This window comes from Alteribacter salitolerans, from assembly GCF_016901055.1.
GTDB lineage: Bacteria > Bacillota > Bacilli > Bacillales > Salisediminibacteriaceae > Alteribacter > Alteribacter keqinensis.
This window is the reverse complement of the sequence record NZ_JAFEUX010000005.1, coordinates 313,019-339,224: the sequence shown is the minus strand read 5'-3', so window position 1 is coordinate 339,224 and position 26,206 is coordinate 313,019. Positions and strand designations below refer to the sequence as shown.

The following is a 26,206-nucleotide window of genomic DNA, read 5'->3' as shown; positions in this document are numbered from 1 at the left end:
CATTATTTCCTTGTCACCATAGTCAGATGAACACATTGGAACAGGGATGGCTTAAAAGGCTCTTTCTGTCTTTTAAGCCACCCCTTTTGTTTAAATTTGTGCCTGTCCCATGGTTACTGCGGCCGCCGGCAGTACGTTTTCATCTTCTTTCTTATTCTCTTCAAGAAGGGCGATTTCAAGTACTTCCGAGAAAGAATCCACTGCATGAATGGTAATTCCCTTTATTTCCATCAGAATGGCCTGCAGGTTTTCTTTAGGGATAATTACATCAGTAGCTCCCGCCTGTTTCGCTGCTTCGACTTTTGCAACAACCCCGCCAATCGGCTTCACATTGCCGTGAATACTCAACTCCCCGGTCATGGCCACCTTATGGGAAATCGGTATCTCATGGATAGCCGAGTAAATAGCCGTAGCGATCGAGATTCCTGCTGACGGGCCGTCTACCGGAGCTCCTCCCGGAAAATTCACATGAATAACATAGTCATAAGTGGCAATCCCCATGTGACGCAGCACGGTTACAACGTTTTCAACTGATCCTTTTGCCATACTTTTACGCTTAATGGTCCGTGTATGATCTCCCGTGCTTTCTTCTTCTGCAATACCTGTAATGTTAATCGACCCTTTTCCGGTGTTTTTCATCACCGTAACTTCAATTTCCAGAAGGGCACCGAGGTTGGGACCAAAAACGGCAAGCCCATTTACAAAACCAACCTTGTCCTGGCGGTGAATTTTTCTCTCGGGCCTTGGGGCACGCTGGCTTGAGTGAATAACCCATTCAATATCACTTTCACTGATTGTTGTACGGTTCTCGCTTGTAGCCATCCCCGCCGCAATCTGCATAATATTAACCGCTTCACGGCCATTGGTAGCGTATTTTGAAATGATTTCATAAACACCGCTGTCCACATCACATTGAATCCGAAGCGCTGCTTTTTTTGCAATCGTTTCGATCTCAGGCGGTGTAAGGGCTCTGAAGTACACTTCCATACACCTTGAGCGGATCGCAGGAGGAATATCCTGCGGGTTTCTCGTTGTCGCTCCGACTAAACGGAAGTCTGCAGGCAGCCCGTTTTGAAAAATATCATGGATGTGCTCCGGGATCTGCTGATTTTCCTCGCTGTAATACGCACTTTCCAGAAACACTCTTCTGTCTTCAAGTACTTTAAGGAGTTTGTTAATTTGAATCGAGTGAAGCTCGCCGATTTCATCGATAAACAAAACACCACCGTGAGCCTTGGTCACGGCTCCGTGCTTAGGCTGCGGAATACCAGCCTGTCCCATTGCACCAGCTCCCTGATAAATCGGATCGTGAACAGAACCAATAAGGGGATCGGCAATTCCCCGCTCATCAAAGCGGGCCGTTGCTCCATCAAGTTCAATAAAGACTGATTTTGGCCGGAACGGGGTGAGAGCACTCTTTTTAGCTTCTTCAAGTACAAGACGGGCTGCTGCTGTTTTCCCGACTCCCGGCGGCCCGTAGATAATCACGTGCTGGGGATTCGGACCGCACAGGGCAGCTCTCAGAGAGCGTATGCCGTCCTGTTGACCGACAATATCATCAAAGGACTGAGGTCTCACTTTTTCAGCAAGGGGTTCACTGAGAGTAACCATTCGCATTTTTCTAAGCTGATCAAGCTCTTTCCTTGATTCCTTGTCCACACTCACACGCTGGGACCGTTGGTTTTTAAGCAGGTTCCAAAAGTAAAGGCCAATAACGACTCCAAAAAACAACTGTATTACAAACGCTAATCCGGTAAAAGACATATCTGGTTCCTCCTACTGCATTATTCTGTAATGCTTAGTATTGCCTTTCGAGGTCGGTATAACCTGACTTCCGGCACTAGGCAATAATTAGCATAGAACCCAAAATTGTCGTTGGTGTATTTGAGCAGGGAGGATGGGCGTTGAGTACCGGTTGAAGCAGGGGGCATGTGTTGTTGATTGAGTTTGGCTGATTGTTCATCGACTTCACGAATTGTTCTAAGGTAGTGCTGTTCCATCACCTTAGACTGTTTATTCATCGACTTTCCCTGTTGTTCATGGACTTCATTTTTTCTTTCATCGACTTTACCCCAATCAAGTCACAAAAGCTGACTCTGAAAAGATTACCAACATAGCTCGTTTAACCATCGACTCCGGAGCCTTCAGGTTTTCTCAATAAATCGTCTTGTCCCTAACTTACGCCTCAAAGCGTTCATACACAACTAAGCCCCCTCCGGATTCACCGGAGGGGGCTTAAAGTCAATTATTTATGCACTTTCTCTTGGCTTTTCCTGTTCTTCAACGACCTTACCGTCTTTTGTTTCAAGACGGGGACGGGCATGATCTCGAACAGTTTCAGCTGTAACAACACATTTGGCAATGTCGTCACGGGAAGGCAGTTCGTACATCACATCAAGCATCATGCCTTCAATAATGGAACGTAGTCCACGGGCACCTGTTTTACGCTCGATTGCCTGTTTCGCCACTTCCACGAGAGCATCGTCTTCAAACTCAAGCTCAACATCGTCGAGTTCCAAAAGCTTCTGGTACTGTTTGACGAGAGCATTTTTAGGCTTGGTCAGGATTTCAATCAAGGCATCCTCATCTAATGGACGAAGGCTTGAGATAACCGGCAGACGACCGATGAACTCCGGAATTAATCCGTAGCGCAGTAAGTCTTCCGGAAGGATTTTAGCCAGGTATTGACCTTCTTTCAAGTCTTCCTGTGAAGCATCGGAACCAAATCCGATGACTTTTTTACCAAGACGGCGCTTGATGATCTGTTCGATACCGTCGAAGGCACCGCCACAGATGAACAGCACGTTGGTTGTATCGATTTGGATAAATTCCTGATGAGGGTGCTTACGCCCGCCTTGTGGTGGCACGCTTGCTGTTGTTCCTTCAAGAATTTTCAGTAATGCCTGCTGAACACCCTCACCTGATACGTCACGGGTGATGGATGGGTTCTCGGATTTACGGGCTACTTTATCGATCTCATCAATATAGATAATGCCGCGTTCCGCTTTTTCAACATCGTAATCGGCAGACTGGATCAGCTTGAGAAGGATGTTCTCAACGTCTTCACCAACGTAACCTGCTTCTGTTAACGATGTAGCATCGGCAATGGCGAATGGTACGTTAAGAATACGGGCCAGTGTCTGTGCAAGAAGGGTTTTACCGCTTCCTGTCGGTCCGATTAAACAGATGTTACTTTTTGCCAGCTCTACTTCATCATTTTTCTGCGTGGAGTTAACACGCTTGTAGTGATTGTAAACGGCTACAGAAAGTGATTTCTTTGCCTGGTCCTGTCCGATTACATAATCATTAAGGATTTCACGAATTTCCTGTGGTTTTGGAATATCTTCCATTTCCACTTCTTCCTCGCTGCCCAGTTCCTCTTCAACAATCTCGGTACATAATTCGATACATTCATCACATATATACACACCAGGACCGGCTACGAGTTTGCGGACTTGGTCTTGTGTTTTACCACAGAAAGAGCACTTAAGCTGACCTTTTTCTTCATTAAATTTAAACATTCCGCTTCACCCCTTGTCTTTTTTTCGAGGACGTACATGTTTTATTGAGACGGAGAAAATCCGGTTTAGACGTTACTAACAATTTTGTATGTTCTCATTGTACGTACACACACCTGTTTTTAATCACAGGAAAGCAAATCAATATAAAAATGGTTCGTAATACCAGCTGAATTTGTGCTCCTATTGTAACACATTCACTGTATATTTCAGAAACAGAACGCATTTTTGAGAGAATTCATTGCTTTATTGTGAATGTTTTTCAAGCATAAATCAGTGGATTTTTCCTGTCAAATATAATGAACCCTATGTACACTGCACTCATATGTATCCTTTTCCACATTCGGGCGGATTTAACCTCTTAATTGATATAAAAGAAATTCTACAAATCCCCACTATTCTCGCATGGGCTAACTGTTTTATGTATGTATAGAGCAAGGTACGAATCCTTTCGTACCTTGCTCTTTATGGTCAGGCTATATAATTTACGCCTCTTTTGTTTTGCTTTCTTCTACCAGAAGATCGATCGCTTTACGGATTTTAAGGTCGGCTTTAAGTGTGTCAAGACCGCCTTGCATCTGAAGGATCTGCTTAAGCTCATCTTTTGAGCGCTGGTATGTTTCAGCCATTTTATCAAGCTCAGCTTCTACGTCTTCATCAGAAGCTTCAACGTTTTCTGCTTCAGCAATAGCTTCCAGCGTCAGGTTCATGCGTACGCGCTTTTCAGCGTCGTCCATAAACTGAGCTTTCATGCCTTCTTCGTCTGTACCAGAGAACTGGTAGTACATGTCAAGAGTCATACCCTGACCCTGCAGACGCTGTCCGAATTCTTGAAGCATACGGTCTGTTTCAGTTTCGACCATCGCTTTAGGAACATCGATCTCAGCATTTTCAGTTGCCCGCTCTACAAGGGAGTCTTTTTTCTTCAGGTCCGCTTCCTGTTCACGGCTCTTCTGAAGGTTTTCCTTCAGCTTGCCTTTTAGATCGTCAAGAGAGTCAACCTCTTCATCAACATCTTTAGCGAACTCATCGTCCAGCTCTGGAAGCTCTTTACGCTTGATATCGTGAAGTGTCACTTTGAATACAGCAGGTTTACCTGCAAGCTCTTCAGAGTGGTAGTCTTCAGGGAATTCTACGTTAACTTCTTTTTCTTCGCCTGTTTTTGTACCTGTAAGCTGGTCTTCGAATCCTGGGATAAACTGACCGGAACCAATTTCAAGTGAATAGTTCTCAGCTTTTCCGCCTTCGAAAGCTTCACCGTCAACGAATCCTTCGAAGTCCATGACAACTGTGTCGCCTTCTTGAACTTCACCGTCTTCGATGGCAACAAGATCAGCATTTTTCTCTTGAAGCTGCTTAATTTCGCTGTCAACATCTTCGTCAGTAACTTCAGCAGACTCTTCTTCTACTTCAAGTCCTTTGTAGTCGCCAAGTTTAACTTCTGGCTTCACTGTAACAGTTGCTTTGAAAACAAGGTTTTCGCCTTTTTCCATGTTTTCGATGTCAATTTCAGGACGGTCAACCGGCTCGATTCCTGTTTCTTCCACAGCTTCACCGTAAGCTTGCGGTAGAAGGATATCAAGAGCATCCTGGTAAAGTGCTTCAACGCCGAAACGCTGTTCAAACATAGAACGAGGTACCTTTCCTTTACGGAATCCAGGTACGTTTACTTTCTTTACTACTTTTTTGAACGCTTCATCTAAGGCAGTGTTTACACGTTCTTTATCAACTTCAATTGTAAGAACGCCGGAATTGCCTTCTAATTTTTCGAATTTTGCAGTCATATATGTTCCCTCCAACATCTTTGAAAATACTAATTTCTACTGTTCTCGCGATTTGCAACCATTTTATTATAACACACGTGTTTCTCATTTCAATCATAATCACTCTTAAAAGTAAACCATTATGTAATCGGATCTGTTGACTGAAACAAGTGGGTTTCTATGGACCTGATATGCTTGATGGCGGCCTTTACCGGTCTTTCAGATGTTTTATAAAGAACGATGATGTCGTCAATTTCCATATTTTTATCATCGTCCTCCATCAGCAGAGAAAGGCCGAGGTAGTGAAGAGCGGCTGCCCAGACTTTTGTCTCATACGGATCGGGTGACTTTGGATAAATGGCAAACAGATAGTGCCACCACACCTGCATAACCATTTCGACGACAGTCGGGTTGTCCTGTCCGAGGTGATCTTCCAGCACCCTCACCACTTCATTTCCGAATCGCTCGTGAAACACATCTTCCAATTCATTCATTTGTACGGTGTATGTATCGCCAAACTTATGTACAACAAACTTACCTTCTATGTTCATATCCTTCATCATCTGCATGACATAGCTTTTTAAAACAGGGTCGTTTTCTTTATCTTCCAAAAACGCCCGGTACGCCTCAACTACTTTTGCCGTGTTGACCTGGCTCAGCTTTTTTAATGCCCCCCACTGCTGGTTCGGATCCCCTCTTTCAAGTGTCTTAATCCATTCATCCGGGGAACTGAACTGATCCACAGGTTCTTCATCTTCAAGAATGCCTGTTTGATGATGGTTCGTCATCTGCCTGGAGAATTCGAGCAACTGATAAAATGACTCTGCCATTTTCGGCGGCAGTTTGTCCTCAGCCATAACAGACTCAAGCATTGTGACGACTTCTTCGTATTTTCCCAGCTGAACAAGAAGGGATACGTATACCTGCAGCACTTCATAGTACTGTCCGATACCTTCTTTTAACATGGATTCACAATAGGTTTTCGCTTCGTCAAGCCGGTTGAGCTCGATATTTGTTATCACCAGACCGTATCGGGCCTGGCTGTGTGTAGGTTCAAGCTCAGCTGACTGCTGAAAGTAGCGGAGAGCATCGTAATGCTTCTTCTCTTTCAGTGCCTCCATCCCCTTATCCACAAGGCGCGCTACCAAGCCGGGGAACATTATGACATTATCTTCTTGTCCCTGCCCCTTTTTCTGTTTTCCCATTCTCCGTGCCACCTTTACCATCTGCAAAGTTATTACCTTTCAGTTTATCAATTTAAATTGTGAAAAACAAATATTAATAAGAAAACCTTTTCCTTCCTCATACAGAATAGAGAGTTACTTCATTTTTTTCAGTAATGAACGAAAATAAAGGTTTCCACTTCGAATTTTCTGTAAATACATATTTATAACAATCTCTTTTTGAAAGGGTGATCGCGTTGATGGAATTCTTTCTGTTGTTTTTGGTTGCTTTGATCACTTTATACGTAACGTCCCATAGTAAATCCGAACACCGTCCAAGGTTAACAACAGTCAAATCAGAGCGTTTCCGTCTGCAGTCCCCGTTGGAACAGCAGCTTTATGACGCTCTTACACTAAAAGGTTTTTATGTCAGTTGTCATATACAGTGTGGAAGCACGAAGGTTCCTCTGGCACTGGAGCCATACCGTATTGCCGTCCTCCCTCCCTGCCTCTCCCGGATCAAACAAGCGTTCCTGACCCAGTACATTAGAAGCTTCGGCTGGAAAGTGGTTGCCCTTCGCACAGAAAATATTGAGGAAGCCATTGAGCACGTCATTTCCGGTGTGAGCGGCAAAAAACAGGAATCAACTGCCGTGGAACAGAAGCCGTCTTAATCAGCCCATTACAAGTCTCGTTCAACCGGCTTTTAAGCCTGAGTATAAGGTCTCTACCTGTAGCAGAAGATAACCATGACATCTGCAGTAAAGGAGTGAACACCATGACCCAATCACAACACGAACCATTTGAAGAGTACAACCCGGCACCATTAACAGAAGAGATGCTTGAAGAGATCCGCAGCCTGGAAAGTAAACTCCGGGAGCAGGCTTCTGATGACGTTATCCTGATCGCCTATACGCACAAGTAACTCAAAAACCCACGGGAAAATCCCGTGGGTTTTTGTCTATGTATCATTTTGATTGCTCTAATGGCGTCCCAGGAGAGATTCGAACTCCCGACCGACGGCTTAGAAGGCCGTTGCTCTATCCAGCTGAGCTACTGGGACAATGGAGCGGGTGATGAGAATCGAACTCACATCATCAGCTTGGAAGGCTGAGGTTTTACCACTAAACTACACCCGCATCGCTACATTAAGTTTATCGCTTTTTTTCTTGCGACAAGTATTAATATAGCTGAAATGTGAAAGAAAGTCAACAAACTTTTTTCACTTCATTATGATCTTTTAAGAGTTCTGCTTAATTCTTCAACTTCCCGACCTTCAAAAGTGAAAAAGGTAACTTTCGCTTCCTTCTCATCGATTTCAAGAATTACATAGGTTCCTGCGTTTACTTCCCCCCGCGGAAGACGGATACTCCCAGGGTTAACAAACAGCATCCCGTCTTCAACAAAGGCTTCGGGGACGTGTGAGTGTCCGAAACAGACAACATCGGCTTCTGTTTCCTGCCCTTTGTATTTCAACTGAAGAGAAGACATCTTCACATTAAGGAGATGACCGTGTGCTGAAAACACACGAATACCCTTCGCCTCGTCTACTCGTTCTTCGGGGAATTTTCCTGTAAAGTCACAATTCCCCCTGACTGTATGAACACCTTCAAGTTCCGGTGCTTCTGTTTCCAATTCCGAGTCTCCACAGTGAATGACCATATCCACCTCACTCCGGTGACGGTCAATAACCTCTTTAAGTTCGCTGCGCCAGCCGTGGCTGTCGCTGATAATCATCGCTTTCATCACTGGCCTCCTATTCTTTCTGTGAAGGCACTGAAAAAGTTCGGTCTTTAACTTTTCCCGGTGCCTTTTAAGCAATGAGCGTAACGGTTGCATTTTTTAAAAGCCTGTTATAAGTGGGTTTCTCGTGCGCGCAACCGAATGGAGCCATTGCAACTCAAATAAGAGGCACTGAAAAAGTTGTTATGTACTTTTTCAGTGGCCTCTTTCTGTCTCTAGTTGAACAGTGTGTCCCAGTCAGCTTCGAGCTTTTTCATGGCATTTGCTCTGTGGCTGATCTGATTCTTTTCTTCACGGCTGAGTTCGGCCATCATTTTCCCCAGTTCCGGTACATAAAACAAAGGGTCATAACCGAAGCCGTGTTCTCCTCTTTTTTCAAAAGCGATGCGCCCTTCACATGTTCCCCTTACAACGTGACACCGGTTTCCAGGCAGGTAAACAGCGAGAGCACACACGAAGCGTGCCGTCCTGTTTTCTTCTTGCACCCCTTCAAGCTCTCTCAAAAGCTTCTCGTTATTTGCTTCATCGCTCTTTTCACTTCCCGCATACCGGGCAGAGTAAACACCGGGAGCTCCGTTAAGAGCATCTACCTCAAGACCACTGTCATCAGCAATGACGGGAATTCCATTGGCTTTTCCGATCGCTTCTGCTTTTTTGACGGCATTGTCTTCAAATGTTTCGCCATCTTCAATCACATCATCAGGTTCTTCCATATCAAGAAGGGACTTAACTTGAATATTCTTTTCAGCAAAAAAGGCTTCAAACTCCCTGACCTTACCTTGATTTTTAGTGGCAATAAGAACTGTTTTCACGCTCATTCACTCTTTTCTTCCTGCAGCTCGGGAGTTTGGAGTTTTTCCGCTGTTTCACCTAACGTTTCTTTTTGAATCTGGAATAACTCTGTGATTCCTTTTTCTGCAAGGTCCAGCATTTCATTTAACTGACTGCGGGAAAATGTTGCTTCCTCCCCGGTGCCCTGAAGCTCAACAAACTCTCCGCTTCCGGTCATAATCACATTCATATCAACATCGGCTTTTGAATCTTCAGCATAGTTAAGATCGAGAATGGCTCCTTCTTCCGTATCAACACCAACAGAAATAGCCGCCAGGTAGTCCGTAACGGGGAATGTTTTAAACATTTTTTCGTCCATCCCTTTTTGAAAAGCAAGGCACATAGCCACAAAGGCACCTGTTACAGAAGCCGTTCTGGTACCACCATCAGCCTGAATCACATCACAATCGATCCATACTGTACGCTCCCCCATCGCTTCAAGGTCTACCGTGGATCTTAAAGCCCGTCCGATCAGACGCTGAATTTCCATCGTTCTTCCTGTCAGCTTTCCTTTTGCTGCCTCACGGATGTTTCTTGATTCGGTGGCACGTGGAAGCATGGAATACTCAGCTGTCACCCAGCCCTTCCCCTGATTTCTCATAAAAGGAGGCACACGGTCTTCTATCGTTGCTGAGCAAATGACTTTCGTATCACCAAATGAAATCAACACAGACCCTTCCGGATGCTTGATGTAACCTGCTTCTAGCTGTACATTACGTAACTGGTCATTTTCCCTGCCGTCTATACGCATACAATCACTCCTAAAATCTATATTGTCTTTATGTATTATTCTCTAATCAAGTAAAAGAGGTGGCTGCATTCAGCCACCCCCTTATGATAATCGTTTCTTATACCAAATTCAAATGACAGTCTATTTAATATTTACCTGTATTTACAGTCCCTGGACGTGTTACAGGCTCTGTCAGTGCAGCACCCGAGCTGACCATGAGTTCATCATTGTCATTAACTTCAATGGAGACCTGTTCCACTTCCTCCTGTTCAGTCAGGGAGAGTACCAGCATATTCACAACATGCTCTGAAACAGCCGTGCCTTCAAGCTGTGTGAGTACTCCTTCATTAAAGTTCAATGTTACCGTTCCATTTCTGAATTTTGGTTCCTCCACAAGGGCAACTTCATTTCTGAAATCAGTCAAAAGGGACGTAAGCATATCGGGTCCTTTTAACAGCTCGTCGACTACAGCAGTGTACGTATCTGCATTTGCCGGAACCCGTCGTGTGACCGGTACATAGTACGTCTGATCTTCATGCTGTGACAGGAAGTAAACCGTAACAGCCTTCGTGTTTGAAAGGTCACTTACAGCACCTGTTTCAAGGTTGATTCCGTGAATACGGCTGTAGCCTTCTGCAATCGGGGTGCCATTCTGAGGCATCACCTGCTGCTCTTCGCCGGCAATTTTAATTTGAACCCGGTCCACATTTTCAAATTGTGTAACGGTCCATGTGACTGCCTGTAAAATTCTTAATTCATCTTCGGGACGGTAATCCGTAAAGTCCGGTGAAAAATCAATGACAGCAGTTCCATCCCCCGTAACTTCAGCTTCCAGTACTTCTGTTCCTGCAGGGAGTACTGCCTGAAAACCGTTTGGCAGAAGTTCAGTGACCGGTCCGTCTTTTACCAGGTAGGAAAGGGATTGTTCAAGGTCTTGGTTTGAATCAGGGAGGGCAAACGTCTGCGGCGTTACCATACCATTTCTGTCCATTAAGTACAGCTCGCGCATTGCAGTTTCTTCCATCATACCGCCGCCTTTTTCCTCCATTTCCTCATCTTCTTCATGCATACCATCTTCATGCATATCATCATCTTCCATCATACCGCCTTTTTCATCGTACTCGTCTTCTTCCATTCCTTCTTCCATATCCATTTCTTCATTTACTTCTACGGTATTCTCTTCTAATGCTTCAAGCATTCCTTCTAATCCCAATTCATCTTCATCGTCCACATATTGTGGCGGATCCACTTCTTCAAACGTTTCTTGAGCCTCATCCTCAGCACCACATGCAGTTACAACGGCTGCAGCCAGTATCAGCATCCACCAAGGTTTCTTTATTAGACGAAGCATACTTTCCCCTCCTCAGGCAGTTTGTACTACCATATATACGAGCCTCGCACCTTTTTATACCAACTTGTTTAACCGTAAACCCCCGGGGTCTGTCCAATCAGTCATTAAGTTAAAAGATAGTGCTATTGCTGAAGGTGTAGGTGCAGCCTGAATGCCCTTCGCTTTCCGCGGAGGTGCCGGTAAGCCTCCTCGGGCTTCGCCCTGCGGGGTCTCACCCTGGCCCCCACTACCGCAGGAGTCTTCGGACATTCAGGCTGCATACACTCTCAAATCCAAAGTCATATTGTTATTAACAGGAAGTGACTTACAGGTAAAGGTAATTTCAGACGGTTTGCCTTTACAACAATTTAGTGTGATATTGCGGGGGGATGGAAGAATCTTCAAACGACACTATGAAAGAAATGAATTGATTTGTTGGTTCCATTCTCTTCAAATTTCCTGGAGGTGCCAGTGATTCCTCAAACATTTATAATTGAAATGAAAAAATCCCCGGCCCGTAAAATACGGTCCTGGGATTTTCTGTCTGACATTTTATTATATGCTTCTAGTCGGGCTCAGTGTAATGTGGTGAACGTCATCCACAGTGATACTCAGCCACTGGTTTGCAATAGCTTTAAATGTTTCTCCCGATCCTGTGGAATAAAACTGGTGAGCAGGCAGCCTGTCACCGGTATAGAGCAGATCTTTGTGATAAAGAAGTGCGCTTACTTCACGGGCGGTTTCATCGCCTGAACAGATAACCTGGATGTCCTCCCCAACCACCTTTGCAATAACCTCCTCCAAAAGAGGGTAGTGCGTGCACCCGAGAATCAGACTGTCAATGCCTGTCTCGATAATCGGTTCGAGAGTTTCAGTAACAACACGCTCCGCTTCCTCACCGCTGATCACACCCTTTTCCACGAGAGGGACAAAGCGGGGACATGGCAGGCTTTCCACCTTCACTTTATTGTTAATGCTCATCAGGGCTTTTTCATAAGCTCCGCTCAAGATGGTGCCAACGGTTCCCACGACACCAACGTGATCGTTTTCAGTTACCTTCAGAGCCGCAATAGCACCAGGGTGAATGACACCGATCACAGGAATGGAAAGCCTTTTCTTTGCTTCCTCCAATACAACAGCTGTAGCGGTGTTGCAGCCGATCACAAGAAGCTTCACATCGTTTTGAAGCAGGTAGTCAATCATTTCCCAAGTATACTGACGCACTTCTTCAACCGGACGCGGCCCATACGGACAGCGGGCGGTGTCTCCGATATATATAATCTCTTCCTTTGGAAGCTGACGGAGCATCTCTGACACCACCGTCAAACCGCCTACTCCGGAATCAATTACTCCAATTGGTTTATTCAACGTACTTTGTCCTTCTTTCTCTGTCCAAATTAATTCGAAGGCTCTGTTAAACTCACTTGTTGATTTACGCTCATTGCGCTCCCTTTCCGCGGGCGGTTCGGGAGCCTCCTCAGCGCTTTGCGCTTCCGAGGTCTCCCCGGAACCCGCTTTTCCCGCAGGAGTGTCGCGCATTCGCTCCAATCAACATTTTTATAAACAACAAAAATGGTCTCTAACAAAGCTAATCCGAAAAGAAATCTTATTAAACCTGTTTCCGTAAATACATTTTACTGTTAATGAGGAAGCTGGGATAGAAGTGTTTAAGTCAAAGAGAATCCGAACGAATCATATGCGGCGCAAATAAACCGCTCCTGAATTATACTTCGCTTTCCGCGGGAAGCTGGTAAGCCTCCTCGTGCTCCGCCCTGCGATCTCTCCTTTGCTTTTCATCCCGCAGGAGTCTGCGTATATTTCATCCTCTATGTCCTCGCATTGTTCGGATCTTCAGCTAAAAACTTTTTTATGTCCCAGCCTCGTCAAAATGATTTCCACGTTTTCGCATCTTTTTTCATTTCATCCAAAAGGTAGTTTAGGCTCCGGTCCAGGAAATCTACATTTTCCGGTGAAAAATCATCTAATATTCCTTGCAGGTAACCCTGCCTGCGGTTGATTACTTCCTTAATGATTGTTGCCCCTTTATCCAGAAGGTGAATCCTTACAACGCGCCGATCGTTTGTATCCTTCACCCGTTCAACAAGCTCATTTTTTTCCATTCGGTCAACAAGGTCCGTCGTTGTGCTGCACGCCAGGTACATCTTAGATGATAGCTCTCCGATAGTCATATCACCATATTCATGCAGCCACTGAAGTGCAACAAATTGCGGAGGGGTTATTGGAAATTCATTAAGAATCTCCCTCCCTTTTTGTTTCACAATGTCTGCGATCATTCGTAGTGATTTTTCAATATCAGCAACCTGCTGTTTTTTAATTGTTTGTTCCGGCATTACTTTCCCCTCCCATTGACCTATTCGAAGGCCATCCCTGTATTATGTACACTTTCTGTTCAAACTCATACACTTGTATTACTCCTATTTTCTTAGTTTTTCTCCCTCTTTTCAAGTGTTTCTCTTGAAAAGTAAAGGAAAGTTTTATTCATCAAGTAAAATGCTGACATCCTATAAATAGTAAAAAGCCTCTGCAACAAGGGTTGCAGAGGCTTTCTTTATTGTTTAAATAGCTTTGTCCTGAAGAAAAGTTTCTTCTACGAACGCTTTTACATCTTCCGCAGTTTCCATTGCAAGTGCTTTCTCAGCAACTTCTTCTGCTTCTTTTTTCGTCAGTTTAGAAATCTGGCTTCGCGCCGGAAGAACGGACGTGGCACTCATGCTGAACTCATCAAGTCCGAGTCCGAGAAGAAGTGGAATAGCAACTTCATCCCCTGCCATTTCTCCGCACATACCAGCCCATTTTCCTTCTTTATGAGCAGCATCAATAACCATTTTCACAAGACGGAGGATCGCCGGGTTGTATGGCTGATACAAGTAGGATACTTGTTCGTTCATACGGTCAGCGGCCATTGTGTACTGAATCAGGTCATTTGTCCCAATGCTGAAGAAGTCTACTTCTTTAGCAAATGTATCAGCCATAACAGCTGTAGATGGGATCTCAACCATAATTCCTACTTCAATGTCATCGCTCACGTCAGTTCCCGTTTCCTGGAGCTTTTCTTTCTCTTCAGTCAGAATCGCTTTAGCCTGACGGAACTCGTCAAGAGTAGCAATCATCGGGAACATGATTTTCAGGTTGCCGAATGCACTTGCACGAAGAAGTGCACGAAGCTGCGTGCGGAACATATCGTCTTTTTCAAGACAGAGACGGATCGCACGGAACCCGAGGAACGGATTCATTTCTTTTGGCAGGTCAAGGTATGGAAGCTCCTTGTCCCCGCCGATGTCGAGAGTACGGATAACAACAGGTTTGCCGTCCATATCTTCAACGACTTTCTTGTAGGCTTCGTACTGCTCTTCTTCTGTAGGCAGTTCGTCACGGCCCATGTACAGGAATTCAGTACGGTAAAGACCAATGCCTTCAGCGCCGTTGTTGATAACACCTTCAAGGTCATTCGGTGTTCCAATATTGGCAGCAAGCTCAACGTGATGACCATCTTTTGATTCCGTCGGGTCATTCACAAGCTTGGCCCATTCTTTTTTCTTTTCAGCGAAATCTTCCTGCTTTTTATTGTACTCAGCCACTTCATCATCTGACGGATCAACAATAACTGTACCATCGATTCCGTCCACAATAACCATTGTGTCAAAGTCTGCAGAAGAAGTAATTTCTTTTGTACCGACAACTGCAGGAATTTCCATGGAGCGTGCCATGATGGCAGAGTGGGACGTACGACCGCCGATATCTGTTGCGAAACCTTTTACAAACTCACCGTTAAGCTGTGCTGTATCAGAAGGAGTCAGGTCGTCAGCAATAACAACGACTTCTTCATCAATTTCAGCAAGAGAAACGAGCTTTTTACCGAGGACATGGGCAAGCACACGCTTGGACACGTCACGGATGTCGGCAGCACGTTCTTTCATATACTCATTGTCCATGTTTTCAAACATGGAAACAAACATGTCGGATACTTCTTTCACTGCGTAACCTGCATTAATCTTTTCATCTTTAACCTTGCCGCGAATGGCATCAACAAATTCCGGGTCTGATAAAACGAGAAGATGAGCGGAGAAAATCTCCGCATGCTCTTCCCCAAGTTCGTTTAACGTTTTTTCTTTAATCTTTTCAAGTTCTCCCTTGGCTTTAGCCAGAGCGTTGTCGAACTTTTCTTCTTCTGCTGAAACATCATCAACCGTTGTTTTTTCAACGGACAGGTCCGGTGTTTCAAGAAGGAAAGCCTTGGCGATGGCGATGCCGGAAGAAGCTCCGATTCCTGTTAATGTTTTAGACATTATTCAGCGAGTCCTTCTTTCATAACACCTTCAAGACCAGCAAGTGCTTCATCTGCGTCCGGACCTTCTGCTTTGATTGTTACTTCAGCACCCTGGCCAACACCAAGACTCATAACACCCATGATGGACTTAAGGTTAACGGATTTTCCGTTGTGCTCAAGAGTAACTTCAGACTCATACTGACCTGCTTTGTTTACGAGCTGAGTTGCCGGACGTGCGTGGATACCTGTTTCTGCTGTGATTTTGAAATTCTTTTCTGCCATGAGAAAAACACTCCTTTAAATTTTAAATATTATTTTGTGATTTTTATAATATCTGTATCCCCAAAGGAAACAGAGCCTTGCTTTTGAAGCTTGACTGCTTCACCTTCTTGAAGGTTTGTGAGTACGATCGGCGTAATCAAAGACGGTACTTTCTCTTTAATTTTGTCCAAATCGACCTTTAATAACTCCTGGCCTTGCTTTACCCGGTCACCTTCCTGAACAAATGCTTCAAATCCGTCCCCTTTCAGGTTAACCGTATCAATTCCAAAGTGTATCAGAATTTCATGTCCGCTGTCAGCTTCAATGCCTATCGCATGTTTCGTAGGGAAGACATTCACTACTTTACCATTAACGGGAGATTTGACAAGACCATTTTTCGGATTAATTGCAAAACCGTCACCCATCATACGACCCGCGAAAACCTGATCAGGTACTTCAGTGATTTCAAGGATCTCACCTTCAATAGGCGTTGTTATGGAAAGAGGTTGATGTCCGGCTTCTTTTTTCTGCGAGTTCCCGGGAACGACTTTTGTTTCATCTGTTTCCTGTTCACCTGGGTCTTCCTGTACTTCTTTTCCATCGATAATATCTTTAATCTGACCTTTCAGCGTATCGGACTTTGTACCGAAGATCGCTTGTATATTATTACCCACTTCCATAACACCTGAAGCTCCTAATTTCTTAAGCTCTCCCTTATTCACATCACCTTTATTTTTAACCGTGACACGAAGTCTGGTAATACAGGCATCAAGTGCGGAAATGTTCTGTTTACCGCCGAGAGCGGAAAGAACATCTTTCGCCAATCCCTGTGATGGTTTTGACTTGCCTCCGCCTTCTTTTTCATCTTCACTGTCATCTTCACGACCTGGTGTCTGAAGGTTAAATTTGCGGATTGCAAAGCGGAAACCGAAGTAGTAAAGTACCGCGAATACTAATCCGACCGGAATAATCATCCACGCATTTGTTGAGAGATTCCAGTAAAGCACATAATCGATAAACCCGCCGGAGAACGTAAACCCGGCTTTAACATTAAGCAGGTCCATTGCAACGAAGGACAACCCTGCAAAGATACAGTGAATCAAAAACAATACCGGTGCTACGAAAAGGAATGCAAATTCAATCGGTTCAGTAATACCGGTAAGAAAGCTTGTAAGAGCGGCAGATCCCATGATACCGGCAACGGCTTTCTTTTTAGCCGGGCTCGCCTCATGGTAAATTGCCAGTGCTGCAGCCGGAAGTCCGAAAAGCATGAATGGGAACAAACCTGCCATAAATGTACCGGCAGTCTCATCTCCTGCAAAGTAACGGGTCATGTCCCCACGAACCGTTTCTCCTGCTGCGTTCGTGTACGTACCAAACTCAAACCAGAATGGCTGGTAAAAAATATGGTGAAGACCAAATGGAATGAGCGCACGCTGACCAAAACCAAAGATAAATGCAGCTACGGTTGAGCCTGTTTCAGTTGCAAGTACACTTAAGAAGTCAATTCCCTGCTGAATCGGCGGCCATATAAATACGAATGCCACACCGAGCACAACACTCACTGCTGCCGTGATAATCGGTACAAATCGCTTTCCTGCAAAGAATCCAAGAAACTGCGGAAGCTGTATATTATAGAATTTCTTATACAAATACGAGGCCACAAGACCAATAATAATACCGCCAAATACTCCCATCCCAAGGGTTTCAATACCAAGAACAGCCTCTGTTTCGACCCCCTGGTATTCTGCCATGATTCCAAGTGTCTGGTTCATGATCAAGTAACCGATAACAGCTGCGAGACCTGCTACTCCGTCACCATCAGAAAGTCCAATGGCAACACCAATAGCAAAGATTAATGCCAGGTTTGCAAAAATGATGCCCCCTGCTTCAGTCATAATAGGAATATTAAATACATTTTCGTGACCAAGACCCAGTAATAAACCGGCCGCCGGCAGGACTGAAACCGGTAACATTAATGACCGGCCGATACGTTGAAGCAATCCAAACAAATTACTCACTGTCGTACTCCTCCTTTTTGTAATGGTTTCCAAAACAGCCGGTAAACGCTGTCATTCAGCAGAAAAAAAGTTTTTCACAAAACAAAAAAAGACATGAGCAAAAGCTATATACGAATCCCCTTAAAACAGAGCAGGTAAACCTACCATTATAAAGATAGACTGACCCTCAAAAGGACTCATATACACCTGTTTACTCATGCCTGATCGTATCAGTAACACGTAACGTGTGTATGGTTATTGTTTTGTAAGCCGCTGCAGATGAATCGTAATGTAAACGATTTCCGCTTCGGGTATAGGTTTTCGAATGGTCTGCTGAATGATTTTTACCAACTTCCATGAAAGATTGTAGCATACCGGATATTCTTTTTTCAAGACCTCTGCCAATTTTTCATGAACTTCTACTGAATCATTGTCAATCACCCGGTCGATAACACGCCTGAGATGGCTGACAAGTCTCGCATAATCAATGCTTTCCTTATCAACGGTTACTTCAAGCTGACTCTCAATCACTTCAACGATCTTTGTGATCAGCTGTGAATGATGATTAATTTCCTGTAAGCTGCGGTTTGATACAGCACTGTGGATGTGCAGAGTGACAAAACCGACTTCACTTTTCGGCAGATTTACCCCTAGTTTTTTATTTAAATCATCCACCACTTCTTCTGCGATCTTAAACTCCTGGGGGTAAAGAAGCGCAGTATCGTGAAGAAACGGATTTTTAATATCAAAACCCTGCTCTACTCTTTTTATGGCAAAAGCGATGTGGTCAGTCAGTGCAATGTGGATATGTTCATGAACTGGCAGATCGAGCTTTTCCTGAATATGACGGATCGCATCGTTTATAGCCTGGACCACCTGGCTGTCAACATTGTGCAGAAGTTGTTTATATAGCTCCTGCTCCTTCTCATCAACGAGTTTGAATACCTTTTCATATTGCTCGTCAGAAAGAGGATCACCTTTCTTTTTAGAAAAGCCAATGCCATTTCCGATCATAATCAGCTCATGGTTATTCTCATCGCTTACAATAACCACATTGTTGTTCAGAGTTTTTTTGATTGTGTATGTAGGCTTCATAATTACATTACCTTTCTATGATTCACTGTCTTTCATCATAATGTCACAATCCGTCTCAGTCAATGAAAAAGCTTTCATTTCTAAACCATCCGCTGATCTGCTTCTGTTTTATTTTAAAGCTCCCCTGAAAGAAATTCAAATTCAGTTTCATTGAAAGGAATACACTCCCTTTCCGCGGACGCGCGCTGAGCCTCCTCATGGGGTTGCCGAGGCCACTGAAAAAGTACATTTACTTGAAAATAGGATCAGAAAAGTCAGGTGTTGATCTACGCTCATTGCACTTTCCGCGGGCGGTTCGGGAGCCTCCTCAGCGCTGTGCGAAAGCAGCCTATTTTAAACAAGGAACATGCTGATTAACCTGCATGCCCTTCATCAACTATCTTTAACCTAATCCTGAAATCAGTATACTATTTTCCCGGACAAGTGTTTGTGTTCTGGTAATGCTAAGAGGGTGCCTCATAAGGCAGTAACCGGCCTTACGAAACACCCTCTCAGTACTATATTTTCAGTTCCCCTAGACGGATCAGTTCTATGACTGCTTGCGAGCGCCCCTTTACCCCAAGCTTCTGCATTGTGTTGGATATATGATTTCGTACGGTCTTTTCACTGATGAACAATTCTGATGCGATTTCTTTAGTTGTCTTATCTTGGACCAGTAGCTCGAATACTTCTCTCTCACGTTTGGTTAATAGCGGTTTTGGCCGGAAATCGTGCTCTTTCAATCATTTCACCCTTTCTTGCGTGGGCTGCTTTTTCGTCGGCTGGTGGAATAGTATTTAGTCATGTTATCTTATGTCAATCGCAGGTTGCTTGTGACTTCTGATTAACATGAGTTATACACAATTTCCTCGTGTAATGTATCAGTTTCATTTCAAGGAATTTCATTATACAGAGGCTGATAGTGCAACATTTCAAAATACAGTGCCCGATACGCTTAAATTTCCATTAACCGGATCTAAAAGATTAAGGTAACCTATAGTATGCAAAACGCCATGCTCCCGTCACGGAAGCATAGCGCTTTTCCTGTGTTTATTTTTTCCGGCTCGCTTCAAGAAGAGAGCGTGCTGAATCGGTCCATGGCAGTGCCTTCCCTGTCTTTCGTGAAACCTGCACCATCCGGCCGCGGCCGGTCATGCAGATGTCATTTTGCTCATTGGTTACTTTGTAATGAAGATCTACAGAAGAGTTACCAATCTCCGCTGCTTTCACGCTTACAGTCAGTTTTTCATCAAAGAATACTTGCCGTACGTAATCACAGTGAAGGTCCGCTGTCACGGGAATACCTTCTCCACCTTTTGAGAACCACTCTTCCCCAAGTCCGATGTCCTTAAAAAAGCTGATTCTCCCTTGCTCAAAATAGACAAAAGCGACGGTATTATTCAAATGTCCAAATGCATCCGTTTCGGAAAATCGAACCGTCACAGGATATCCATATTCAAAACTCTCCGACCATTGCTCCATCTCTTCAATATAATCCGGTTTCGCCACACCAGCCACCTCTTCCTGCAAATTGTGCGGGGACAGACCCCAAAACTTTTATGAGTGAATGTTCATTCGCTCCCCTGTTAAACAGAAAGGGCCAGCTTTTGGGTGGCCCTTTCTCTATTTTCTTTTAGAAGTTATTGTCGCTTCCGAAGAAGTTCTTAAATGATTGCAATGTTGTATCGCGGTTAAGAGCCGCGATGGAAGTTGTAAGAGGGATTCCTTTCGGACATGACTGCACACAGTTTTGCGAGTTACCACAGTTGGTCAGTCCGCCTTCTCCGTCCATCAATGTGTTCAGACGCTCGGCTTTATGCATAGCACCAGTCGGGTGAGCGTTGAACAGGCGAACCTGGGACAATGCTGCCGGCCCGATAAACTCAGACTTGTCATTCACATTTGGACACGCTTCAAGACAAACACCGCATGTCATACATTTTGACAGCTCGTACGCCCACTGGCGCTTTGCTTCCGGCATACGGGGTCCGGGACCTAAATCGTATGTTCCATCAATTGGAACCCAAGCTTTTACCCGCTTAAGGGAGTCAAACATGCGGCTGCGGTCAACGACAAGGTCGCGAACAACAGGGAATGTCTTCATCGGCTCCAGGCGAATCGGCTGCTCGAGCTGATCCACAAGTGCGGTACAGGACTGTCTTGGCTTTCCGTTGATAACCATGGAACATGCACCGCACACTTCTTCAAGACAGCTTGCTTCCCAGGAAACCGCTGTTGTCTCTTCCCCGTTTGCATTGACAGGGTTACGGCGGATTTCCATAAGAGCTGAAATCACGTTCATATTTTCACGGTAAGGAAGCTTGAACTCTTCTTTATAAGAACCGCTTTCACCATCTTTTTGACGCGTGATAATCAAATGGATCATTTTTTCACTCATGACTTCACACTCCCTTGCTTTTTAGACGTGTAATCACGTTTACGTGGCTTAATCAGGGACACGTCTACTTCTTCATATTCAAACTCAGGGGCACCAGCAGCCGCGTTAAACTTCGCTTTTGTTGTTTTCAACCACTCATCATCGTTACGGTCAGGGAACTCAGGCTTGTAATGAGCCCCACGGCTCTCGTTACGGTTATAAGCTCCTTGTGTAATCACACGGGAGAGATTCAGCATGCCGTCAAGCTGACGGACAAAGGCTGCACTCTGGTTGCTCCATTTTGCTGTATCGTCGATGTTGATTTTCTTATAACGTTCCATAAGCTCCTGAATCTTCTCATCCGTTTCCAGAAGACGCTTGTTTTCACGAACAACCGTTACGTTATCCGTCATCCACTGACCGAGCTCCTGGTGAAGCTTAAATGCGTTTTCAGTTCCATTCATGCCAAGGATGTTTTCAAACTCTTCCTGATCTTTTTTCAGCTGACCGTCAAATACGCTGGAGCTGATATCATCGGAAGACTGCTCAAGACCGCTGATATACTCAGCTGCTTTTGGTCCCGCAACCATCCCGCCGTAAATAGCAGACAGAAGTGAGTTTGCTCCAAGTCGGTTCGCACCGTGCTGGGAATAGTCACATTCACCGGCTGCAAACAGACCAGGAATGTTTGTCATTTGATCGTAATCGATCCAAAGACCACCCATGGAATAGTGAACCGCAGGGAAGATCTTCATTGGAACTTTACGTGGATCATCACCCATGAACTTCTCGTAAATTTCCATGATTCCGCCAAGCTTAATATCAAGCTCTTTCGGATCTTTGTGGGAAAGGTCAAGATAAACCATGTTCTCACCGTTAACGCCAAGCTTTTGGTCTACACATACAGAGAAAATCTCACGTGTAGCAATGTCACGTGGCACGAGGTTTCCGTATGCAGGATATTTCTCCTCCAGGAAGTACCAAGGCTCACCGTCTTTGTACGTCCAAACACGTCCGCCTTCACCACGGGCAGATTCACTCATAAGACGCAGCTTGTCGTCTCCAGGAATCGCTGTCGGGTGAATTTGAATGAACTCACCGTTTGCGTAGTAAGCACCCTGCTTGTAAACCGCAGCGGCTGCGTAACCAGTGTTGATCATCGAGTTTGTTGATTTCCCGAAAATAATACCAGGTCCGCCTGTTGCTAAAATGACAGCATCGGCTTTAAAGGACTGCATTTCGGAAGTTGCAAGATTCTGAGCGGTTACCCCGCGGCAGCGTCCGTCACTTTCATCTACGATGGCGCTCAGGAATTCCCATCCTTCGTATTTTGTGACAAGACCTGCTACTTCATGGCGGCGTACCTGCTCATCCAATGCATATAACAGCTGCTGACCGGTTGTAGCACCGGCGAAAGCAGTACGGTGGTGCTGTGTTCCACCAAAGCGTCGAAGAGCAAGAAGCCCTTCCGGAGTACGGTTAAACATAACGCCCATTCGGTCCATCAGGTGGATGACGCCTGGTGCAGCATCACACATCGCTTTTACAGGCGGCTGGTTCGCAAGGAAGTCCCCGCCGTATACAGAGTCATCAAAGTGCTCCCACGTGGAGTCCCCTTCACCCATTGTATTTAATGCCCCGTTAATGCCCCCCTGTGCACAAACAGAGTGAGAACGTTTAACAGGTACTACTGAAAATAAATCTACTTTCATGCCGGCTTCAGCAGCTTTGATTGTAGCCATCAGGCCCGCCAAGCCACCACCGACAACGATGATTTTACCTTTGCTCATACAAAACACTCCTTCTCATAGTGCGTGTCCAAAATGGAGTCGTCTGAGCCTGCGGAGATCGGAGATCCGATAACATCCACACGCCGTAACCTGTCACTTTGAACAAGTATTTGCTATACGAATGCCAGGATGGATCGAATGCCAACGTATGTTAATAGTACGAATACGCCAAGAGTAACGTATGTGGAAATCTGCTGTGAACGAGGTGAAACGGTAATTCCCCACGTAATTGCAAACGACCATAGTCCGTTAGCAAAGTGGAACGTTGTTGCTGTAATACCAATGATGTAGGCAATCAATGCTACCGGGTTGGCTACAATATCTGCCATCATGTCAAAGTTAACTTCCTGCCCGAGTGCAGCAGCAATTCGAGTCTCCCAAACGTGCCAGGCTACGAAGATCAAAGTAATGACCCCTGTCGTACGCTGAAGACGGAACATCCAGTTACGGAAGTAGCTGTATGTACCGGTATTGTGTCTTGCCTGAAAGGCAATGTAAAGTCCGTAAATGGCATGGAATAAAATTGGAAGAAAAATAACAAAGATCTCCATTGCATAGCGCATTGGAAGCCCTTCCATAAAAGCTACTGCCTGGTTGTACGACTCTTCTCCCCGAACGGAGAAATAGTTTACCCCCAGGTGGACCAGTAAAAATATTCCAACAGGAATAACTCCTAATAAAGAATGCAGTTTGCGTAAGAAAAACTCTCGATTTTGTGACATCAGTTCTTTCCCCCTGTAAGTTTAATTGTTCAAAACAGGATCTACTACCCCAAAGCTGACCAACTAACGCCTCCTTCTTCCGTCTATACTTCCGACATTTTCTGCTAAAATGCAATGAAAATGCCATAACTATGAACATCTTGTGACAAAGTTATTGTACTCCCTTTTTTGACTCAACGTCAAGAAAGCGGATACAGACCTCATTTTAACAGAAAAGCGTTCAGAGGAACACAATCTTACTAATTTTCTGATATAAAAATTTATGGAATTCCCGCCAACGTTTGATTTCAATAGCAAAAAAGCACGTTCTCAAAAAGAGAACATGCTTGATTACAATTTCGTGACACAAGATTAGTACTTTTCTGATATAGCTTTTAAATTATCCGATAATGATTCGCTCTGTCGGATACTTGAAATGTGTCTTTTGTTCCTGTCGACGGATGGAGAACAGGAAGGCAACTAATCCGACACGTCCGATAAACATGAGAATCATCAGCGTATTCTGGCTTGCCTGGGATAATTCCGATGTGATTCCCATGGACAAGCCGCACGTTCCGAAGGCTGAACTCACCTCAAAGATAATCGCCATGAGCTGCACTTCCTGCATGTCTTCAAAATGGGCGAGAAGAACAATGGACGAAAACAGTCCGACAACAAAAACAGAAAGGACGATGAATGCTTTCTGCCGGTCTTCGGGGTGGATTTCACGGCCGAATGCCTTAACATCCCTGCGCCCCATGGCAAAACTCCGGATCGTCAAAAACATAACCGCAAGTGTTGTCGTCCTGATTCCCCCGCCCACACTGGACGGACTGGCGCCGATGATCATCAGACCGGACAGGAGAAGAAGGCTGGCTAACCCCAACTCGGATATATCCATAGTTGCCAGCCCCCCGCTTCTTGCCGTTGTTGAATTAAACAGGGAGAAAAAGAACTGCTGATGCCAGGCAAGGCCATCATAAAACTCATTTCTCTCCAGAATCCAAAGCCCGAGAAATCCGATAACCAGTACAATGAAGTACGTAGACACAGAAATCTTCGTAAAGAGACTGAACCGGAAGTTATTGTCTTTACTCGTCAAGTATTCCTTCATTTCCATGAGTACAGGGAAACCGATCGCACCGAGAATGATAAGGAGAATATTAACGAGCTGGACAAAATAGTCATCCGCAAAAGGAATCAGGGACTGTCCCGTCACATCAAAACCGGCATTCGTAAATGCCGTTAAAGCACCGAATGCCCCCTGATAATAGGCTTCCAGAGCTGTATCAAAATAGTTAAGATAATATGTACCTAATATAAGAGCGCCGATTACTTCAATTGCAAGGGCTACACCAAGAATACCCCTCATTAATTTCACAAGGCCGCTGAAGGCAATCTGATTGTGATCAACCATAATCAGCATCCGCTGTGAAAGCTGTATCTTACGGCCAAAAATCATCCATACGAACGTTCCGATTGTCATGATCCCGATACCGCCAAGCTGAATGGCAAGGGCAAGGAAAAAGATTCCCCATCCACTGTATGTTTCAGATACACTTACAACTGTAAGCCCTGTTACACTTACAGCACTTACGGATGTGAAAAGTGCTTCAGAGTAGCTGATTGAAACACCCGGCTGTGATGAGATGGGTAAAAACAACAGGATGCTGAATACAAACATCGCTACAACGTATGAGGTTAATATTATTCTAAATGGTGTTAATAATTTTGATAAACCGAGCTTCATCCCAATGAACCTCCACTTTTAGTCGGGACTTAGTATACCACTATCTGGATGATCTTGCTATGTTATTTCATAATCCTGCGAGGTAAAAAAATCCGAGAAAACCCTTCGAAATTCTTATCCTGTTTTACCGGGACTATGATAAGATAAAAAGACAACATGCCTGTAACGAGTCGCAATGGTACTGGAGGAAGTCTACAACTATGGCTAGTAACGAAACAAAAGAAGACATTCAGCTAGAAGAAAAAGAGCAGAGCCCGTTAACCACCGATCCGCAGTTCAGCTATGACCTTTTGCGTCATGTATTACTGCCTGAGCTGCTTGGCAAAGAAGAGGAAGCTATCCTTTACTGGGCAGGCAAATCGCTTGCAAGGAAAGAGGCCCTCTCTTCCTTTGTGGAGATTCAGCGTTTCTTTTACAAAGCACAGTGGGGTGTCATTAAACGGACCAAGGAAAAGAAGCACGAAGCCTTATTCGAGCTTTCCGCTACGACCCTTACCCGTGAACACGCACCTGTATCCTTAGAATGCGGCTTTCTTGCCGAACAAATACAGCTTCAAAAAGGATTTATCACTGAGGCTGCCTATGAAGTGAAAAAGAAAAAGCCCCTCGTTTTTGAAATCACTGTCCGATGGGACCATAAAGATCCGGAACGAAATGATTCATAAACTGAAATAATAAGGCACTTTTTTTCATATAAGTTGTTGCTACTCGTACTCCCTTAACAGAAAATGAAGATGAAGTTTGCGTGTTCTTCGCTTTCCGTGTCAGTGCCCGCAAGCCTCCTCAAGCTAAAGGAAGCTGCTGAAAAAGTCCATATTCTTATAAATAAGCTCAGAAAAGTTAGGTGTTGATCTGCGCTCATTGCATGCGGGAGTATTGCACATTCG

Annotated in this window: 23 protein-coding genes and 2 tRNA genes; 3 read left to right on the top strand and 22 right to left on the bottom strand. The window is 44.7% G+C overall.

The window, feature by feature from the left end:
* Nucleotides 1-90 precede the first annotated feature (90 nt).
* The 4 genes from lonB to JSY36_RS12400 all read right to left on the bottom strand — a co-directional run bounded on the left by lonB (nucleotide 91) and on the right by JSY36_RS12400 (nucleotide 6,486).
* Nucleotides 91-1,764: an ATP-dependent protease LonB gene (lonB, locus tag JSY36_RS12415; protein ID WP_205166642.1), complete on the bottom strand. Its 1,674-nt coding sequence runs from the start codon at nucleotides 1,762-1,764 to the stop codon at nucleotides 91-93.
* A 485-nt stretch (nucleotides 1,765-2,249) separates the two neighbouring features.
* Nucleotides 2,250-3,521 (bottom strand): ATP-dependent protease ATP-binding subunit ClpX, encoded by a 1,272-nt coding sequence (gene clpX / locus JSY36_RS12410; RefSeq protein ID WP_122897843.1) that lies wholly within the window; start codon nucleotides 3,519-3,521, stop codon nucleotides 2,250-2,252.
* Between the two features lie 482 nt (nucleotides 3,522-4,003).
* On the bottom strand, nucleotides 4,004-5,302 hold the full coding sequence (gene tig, locus JSY36_RS12405; RefSeq protein WP_205166641.1) for a trigger factor: 1,299 nt from the start codon (nucleotides 5,300-5,302) through the stop codon (nucleotides 4,004-4,006).
* A gap of 119 nt (nucleotides 5,303-5,421) precedes the next feature.
* The gene (locus JSY36_RS12400) at nucleotides 5,422-6,486 is read right to left on the bottom strand and encodes a tetratricopeptide repeat protein (protein ID WP_205166640.1); all 1,065 of its coding nucleotides are present in this window, start codon (nucleotides 6,484-6,486) and stop codon (nucleotides 5,422-5,424) included.
* Between the two features lie 218 nt (nucleotides 6,487-6,704).
* Between JSY36_RS12400 and JSY36_RS12395 the strand changes: the two genes are divergently transcribed.
* Entirely contained in the window at nucleotides 6,705-7,118 is a 414-nt protein-coding gene (locus JSY36_RS12395) for a hypothetical protein (protein WP_205166639.1), read from the top strand.
* A 104-nt stretch (nucleotides 7,119-7,222) separates the two neighbouring features.
* The gene (locus JSY36_RS12390) at nucleotides 7,223-7,369 is read left to right on the top strand and encodes a hypothetical protein (protein ID WP_183163804.1); all 147 of its coding nucleotides are present in this window, start codon (nucleotides 7,223-7,225) and stop codon (nucleotides 7,367-7,369) included.
* Nucleotides 7,370-7,430: 61 nt separating this feature from the next.
* Here JSY36_RS12390 and JSY36_RS12385 read toward each other — a convergent pair.
* The 18 genes from JSY36_RS12385 to JSY36_RS12300 all read right to left on the bottom strand — a co-directional run bounded on the left by JSY36_RS12385 (nucleotide 7,431) and on the right by JSY36_RS12300 (nucleotide 25,319).
* Nucleotides 7,431-7,507: transfer RNA gene (locus JSY36_RS12385), tRNA-Arg, on the bottom strand.
* A 2-nt stretch (nucleotides 7,508-7,509) separates the two neighbouring features.
* Nucleotides 7,510-7,583 (bottom strand) — tRNA-Gly (locus JSY36_RS12380).
* 91 nt (nucleotides 7,584-7,674) lie between these two features.
* Nucleotides 7,675-8,190, bottom strand: coding sequence for a metallophosphoesterase family protein (locus tag JSY36_RS12375; RefSeq protein ID WP_205166638.1), 516 nt, complete (start codon nucleotides 8,188-8,190; stop codon nucleotides 7,675-7,677).
* Between the two features lie 212 nt (nucleotides 8,191-8,402).
* Entirely contained in the window at nucleotides 8,403-8,999 is a 597-nt protein-coding gene (locus tag JSY36_RS12370; protein ID WP_122898677.1) for an XTP/dITP diphosphatase, read from the bottom strand.
* Nucleotides 9,000-9,001: 2 nt separating this feature from the next.
* Entirely contained in the window at nucleotides 9,002-9,769 is a 768-nt protein-coding gene (rph, locus tag JSY36_RS12365) for a ribonuclease PH (RefSeq protein WP_205166637.1), read from the bottom strand.
* Between the two features lie 124 nt (nucleotides 9,770-9,893).
* Nucleotides 9,894-11,099: a GerMN domain-containing protein gene (locus JSY36_RS12360; protein ID WP_205166636.1), complete on the bottom strand. Its 1,206-nt coding sequence runs from the start codon at nucleotides 11,097-11,099 to the stop codon at nucleotides 9,894-9,896.
* A gap of 534 nt (nucleotides 11,100-11,633) precedes the next feature.
* Entirely contained in the window at nucleotides 11,634-12,446 is an 813-nt protein-coding gene (gene racE / locus JSY36_RS12355; protein WP_122898679.1) for a glutamate racemase, read from the bottom strand.
* A 515-nt stretch (nucleotides 12,447-12,961) separates the two neighbouring features.
* Nucleotides 12,962-13,429, bottom strand: coding sequence for a MarR family winged helix-turn-helix transcriptional regulator (locus JSY36_RS12350; protein WP_205166634.1), 468 nt, complete (start codon nucleotides 13,427-13,429; stop codon nucleotides 12,962-12,964).
* 225 nt (nucleotides 13,430-13,654) lie between these two features.
* A complete protein-coding gene (ptsP, locus tag JSY36_RS12345; protein ID WP_205166633.1) occupies nucleotides 13,655-15,385 on the bottom strand; it encodes a phosphoenolpyruvate--protein phosphotransferase in 1,731 nt (576 codons plus the stop codon).
* On the bottom strand, nucleotides 15,385-15,648 hold the full coding sequence (locus JSY36_RS12340; RefSeq protein ID WP_026690576.1) for a phosphocarrier protein HPr: 264 nt from the start codon (nucleotides 15,646-15,648) through the stop codon (nucleotides 15,385-15,387). Before JSY36_RS12340 ends, ptsP begins: the two co-directional genes overlap by 1 nt.
* A gap of 29 nt (nucleotides 15,649-15,677) precedes the next feature.
* Nucleotides 15,678-17,648 (bottom strand): glucose-specific PTS transporter subunit IIBC, encoded by a 1,971-nt coding sequence (gene ptsG, locus JSY36_RS12335; RefSeq protein ID WP_205166632.1) that lies wholly within the window; start codon nucleotides 17,646-17,648, stop codon nucleotides 15,678-15,680.
* Nucleotides 17,649-17,882: 234 nt separating this feature from the next.
* The gene (gene glcT, locus JSY36_RS12330; RefSeq protein ID WP_205166631.1) at nucleotides 17,883-18,722 is read right to left on the bottom strand and encodes a glucose PTS transporter transcription antiterminator GlcT; all 840 of its coding nucleotides are present in this window, start codon (nucleotides 18,720-18,722) and stop codon (nucleotides 17,883-17,885) included.
* 497 nt (nucleotides 18,723-19,219) lie between these two features.
* Nucleotides 19,220-19,444 carry a helix-turn-helix domain-containing protein gene (locus JSY36_RS12325; protein ID WP_110519602.1) on the bottom strand — a complete coding sequence of 75 codons (225 nt, stop codon included), beginning with the start codon at nucleotides 19,442-19,444 and terminating at the stop codon, nucleotides 19,220-19,222.
* Between the two features lie 307 nt (nucleotides 19,445-19,751).
* Entirely contained in the window at nucleotides 19,752-20,210 is a 459-nt protein-coding gene (locus JSY36_RS12320) for an acyl-CoA thioesterase (RefSeq protein ID WP_336511483.1), read from the bottom strand.
* 124 nt (nucleotides 20,211-20,334) lie between these two features.
* On the bottom strand, nucleotides 20,335-21,099 hold the full coding sequence (sdhB, locus tag JSY36_RS12315) for a succinate dehydrogenase iron-sulfur subunit (protein WP_205166630.1): 765 nt from the start codon (nucleotides 21,097-21,099) through the stop codon (nucleotides 20,335-20,337).
* Nucleotides 21,096-22,868, bottom strand: a complete 1,773-nt coding sequence (gene sdhA, locus JSY36_RS12310; RefSeq protein ID WP_205166629.1) for a succinate dehydrogenase flavoprotein subunit — start codon at nucleotides 22,866-22,868, stop codon at nucleotides 21,096-21,098. Before sdhA ends, sdhB begins: the two co-directional genes overlap by 4 nt.
* Nucleotides 22,869-22,981: 113 nt before the next feature.
* Complete coding sequence (locus JSY36_RS12305; protein ID WP_122897872.1) at nucleotides 22,982-23,590, bottom strand: succinate dehydrogenase cytochrome b558 subunit; 609 nt, start codon at nucleotides 23,588-23,590, stop codon at nucleotides 22,982-22,984.
* A gap of 379 nt (nucleotides 23,591-23,969) precedes the next feature.
* Nucleotides 23,970-25,319, bottom strand: coding sequence for a TrkH family potassium uptake protein (locus JSY36_RS12300; protein ID WP_205166628.1), 1,350 nt, complete (start codon nucleotides 25,317-25,319; stop codon nucleotides 23,970-23,972).
* Between the two features lie 200 nt (nucleotides 25,320-25,519).
* Between JSY36_RS12300 and JSY36_RS12295 the strand changes: the two genes are divergently transcribed.
* A complete protein-coding gene (locus JSY36_RS12295) occupies nucleotides 25,520-25,984 on the top strand; it encodes a YslB family protein (protein WP_205166627.1) in 465 nt (154 codons plus the stop codon).
* Nucleotides 25,985-26,206: the final 222 nt, after the last annotated feature.

What these genes read in the sequence shown, in the direction of transcription:
- lonB (WP_205166642.1), bottom strand. Translation starts at nt 1,764, where the DNA reads ATGTCTTTTACCGGATTAGCGTTTGTAATACAGTTGTTTTTTGGAGTC.
- clpX (WP_122897843.1), bottom strand. Translation starts at nt 3,521, where the DNA reads ATGTTTAAATTTAATGAAGAAAAAGGTCAGCTTAAGTGCTCTTTCTGT.
- tig (WP_205166641.1), bottom strand. Translation starts at nt 5,302, where the DNA reads ATGACTGCAAAATTCGAAAAATTAGAAGGCAATTCCGGCGTTCTTACA.
- JSY36_RS12400 (WP_205166640.1), bottom strand. Translation starts at nt 6,486, where the DNA reads ATGGGAAAACAGAAAAAGGGGCAGGGACAAGAAGATAATGTCATAATG.
- JSY36_RS12395 (WP_205166639.1), top strand. Translation starts at nt 6,705, where the DNA reads ATGGAATTCTTTCTGTTGTTTTTGGTTGCTTTGATCACTTTATACGTA.
- JSY36_RS12390 (WP_183163804.1), top strand. Translation starts at nt 7,223, where the DNA reads ATGACCCAATCACAACACGAACCATTTGAAGAGTACAACCCGGCACCA.
- JSY36_RS12375 (WP_205166638.1), bottom strand. Translation starts at nt 8,190, where the DNA reads ATGAAAGCGATGATTATCAGCGACAGCCACGGCTGGCGCAGCGAACTT.
- rph (WP_205166637.1), bottom strand. Translation starts at nt 9,769, where the DNA reads ATGCGTATAGACGGCAGGGAAAATGACCAGTTACGTAATGTACAGCTA.
- JSY36_RS12360 (WP_205166636.1), bottom strand. Translation starts at nt 11,099, where the DNA reads ATGCTTCGTCTAATAAAGAAACCTTGGTGGATGCTGATACTGGCTGCA.
- JSY36_RS12350 (WP_205166634.1), bottom strand. Translation starts at nt 13,429, where the DNA reads ATGCCGGAACAAACAATTAAAAAACAGCAGGTTGCTGATATTGAAAAA.
- ptsP (WP_205166633.1), bottom strand. Translation starts at nt 15,385, where the DNA reads ATGTCTAAAACATTAACAGGAATCGGAGCTTCTTCCGGCATCGCCATC.
- JSY36_RS12340 (WP_026690576.1), bottom strand. Translation starts at nt 15,648, where the DNA reads ATGGCAGAAAAGAATTTCAAAATCACAGCAGAAACAGGTATCCACGCA.
- glcT (WP_205166631.1), bottom strand. Translation starts at nt 18,722, where the DNA reads ATGAAGCCTACATACACAATCAAAAAAACTCTGAACAACAATGTGGTT.
- sdhB (WP_205166630.1), bottom strand. Translation starts at nt 21,099, where the DNA reads ATGAGTGAAAAAATGATCCATTTGATTATCACGCGTCAAAAAGATGGT.
- sdhA (WP_205166629.1), bottom strand. Translation starts at nt 22,868, where the DNA reads ATGAGCAAAGGTAAAATCATCGTTGTCGGTGGTGGCTTGGCGGGCCTG.
- JSY36_RS12305 (WP_122897872.1), bottom strand. Translation starts at nt 23,590, where the DNA reads ATGTCACAAAATCGAGAGTTTTTCTTACGCAAACTGCATTCTTTATTA.
- JSY36_RS12300 (WP_205166628.1), bottom strand. Translation starts at nt 25,319, where the DNA reads ATGAAGCTCGGTTTATCAAAATTATTAACACCATTTAGAATAATATTA.
- JSY36_RS12295 (WP_205166627.1), top strand. Translation starts at nt 25,520, where the DNA reads ATGGCTAGTAACGAAACAAAAGAAGACATTCAGCTAGAAGAAAAAGAG.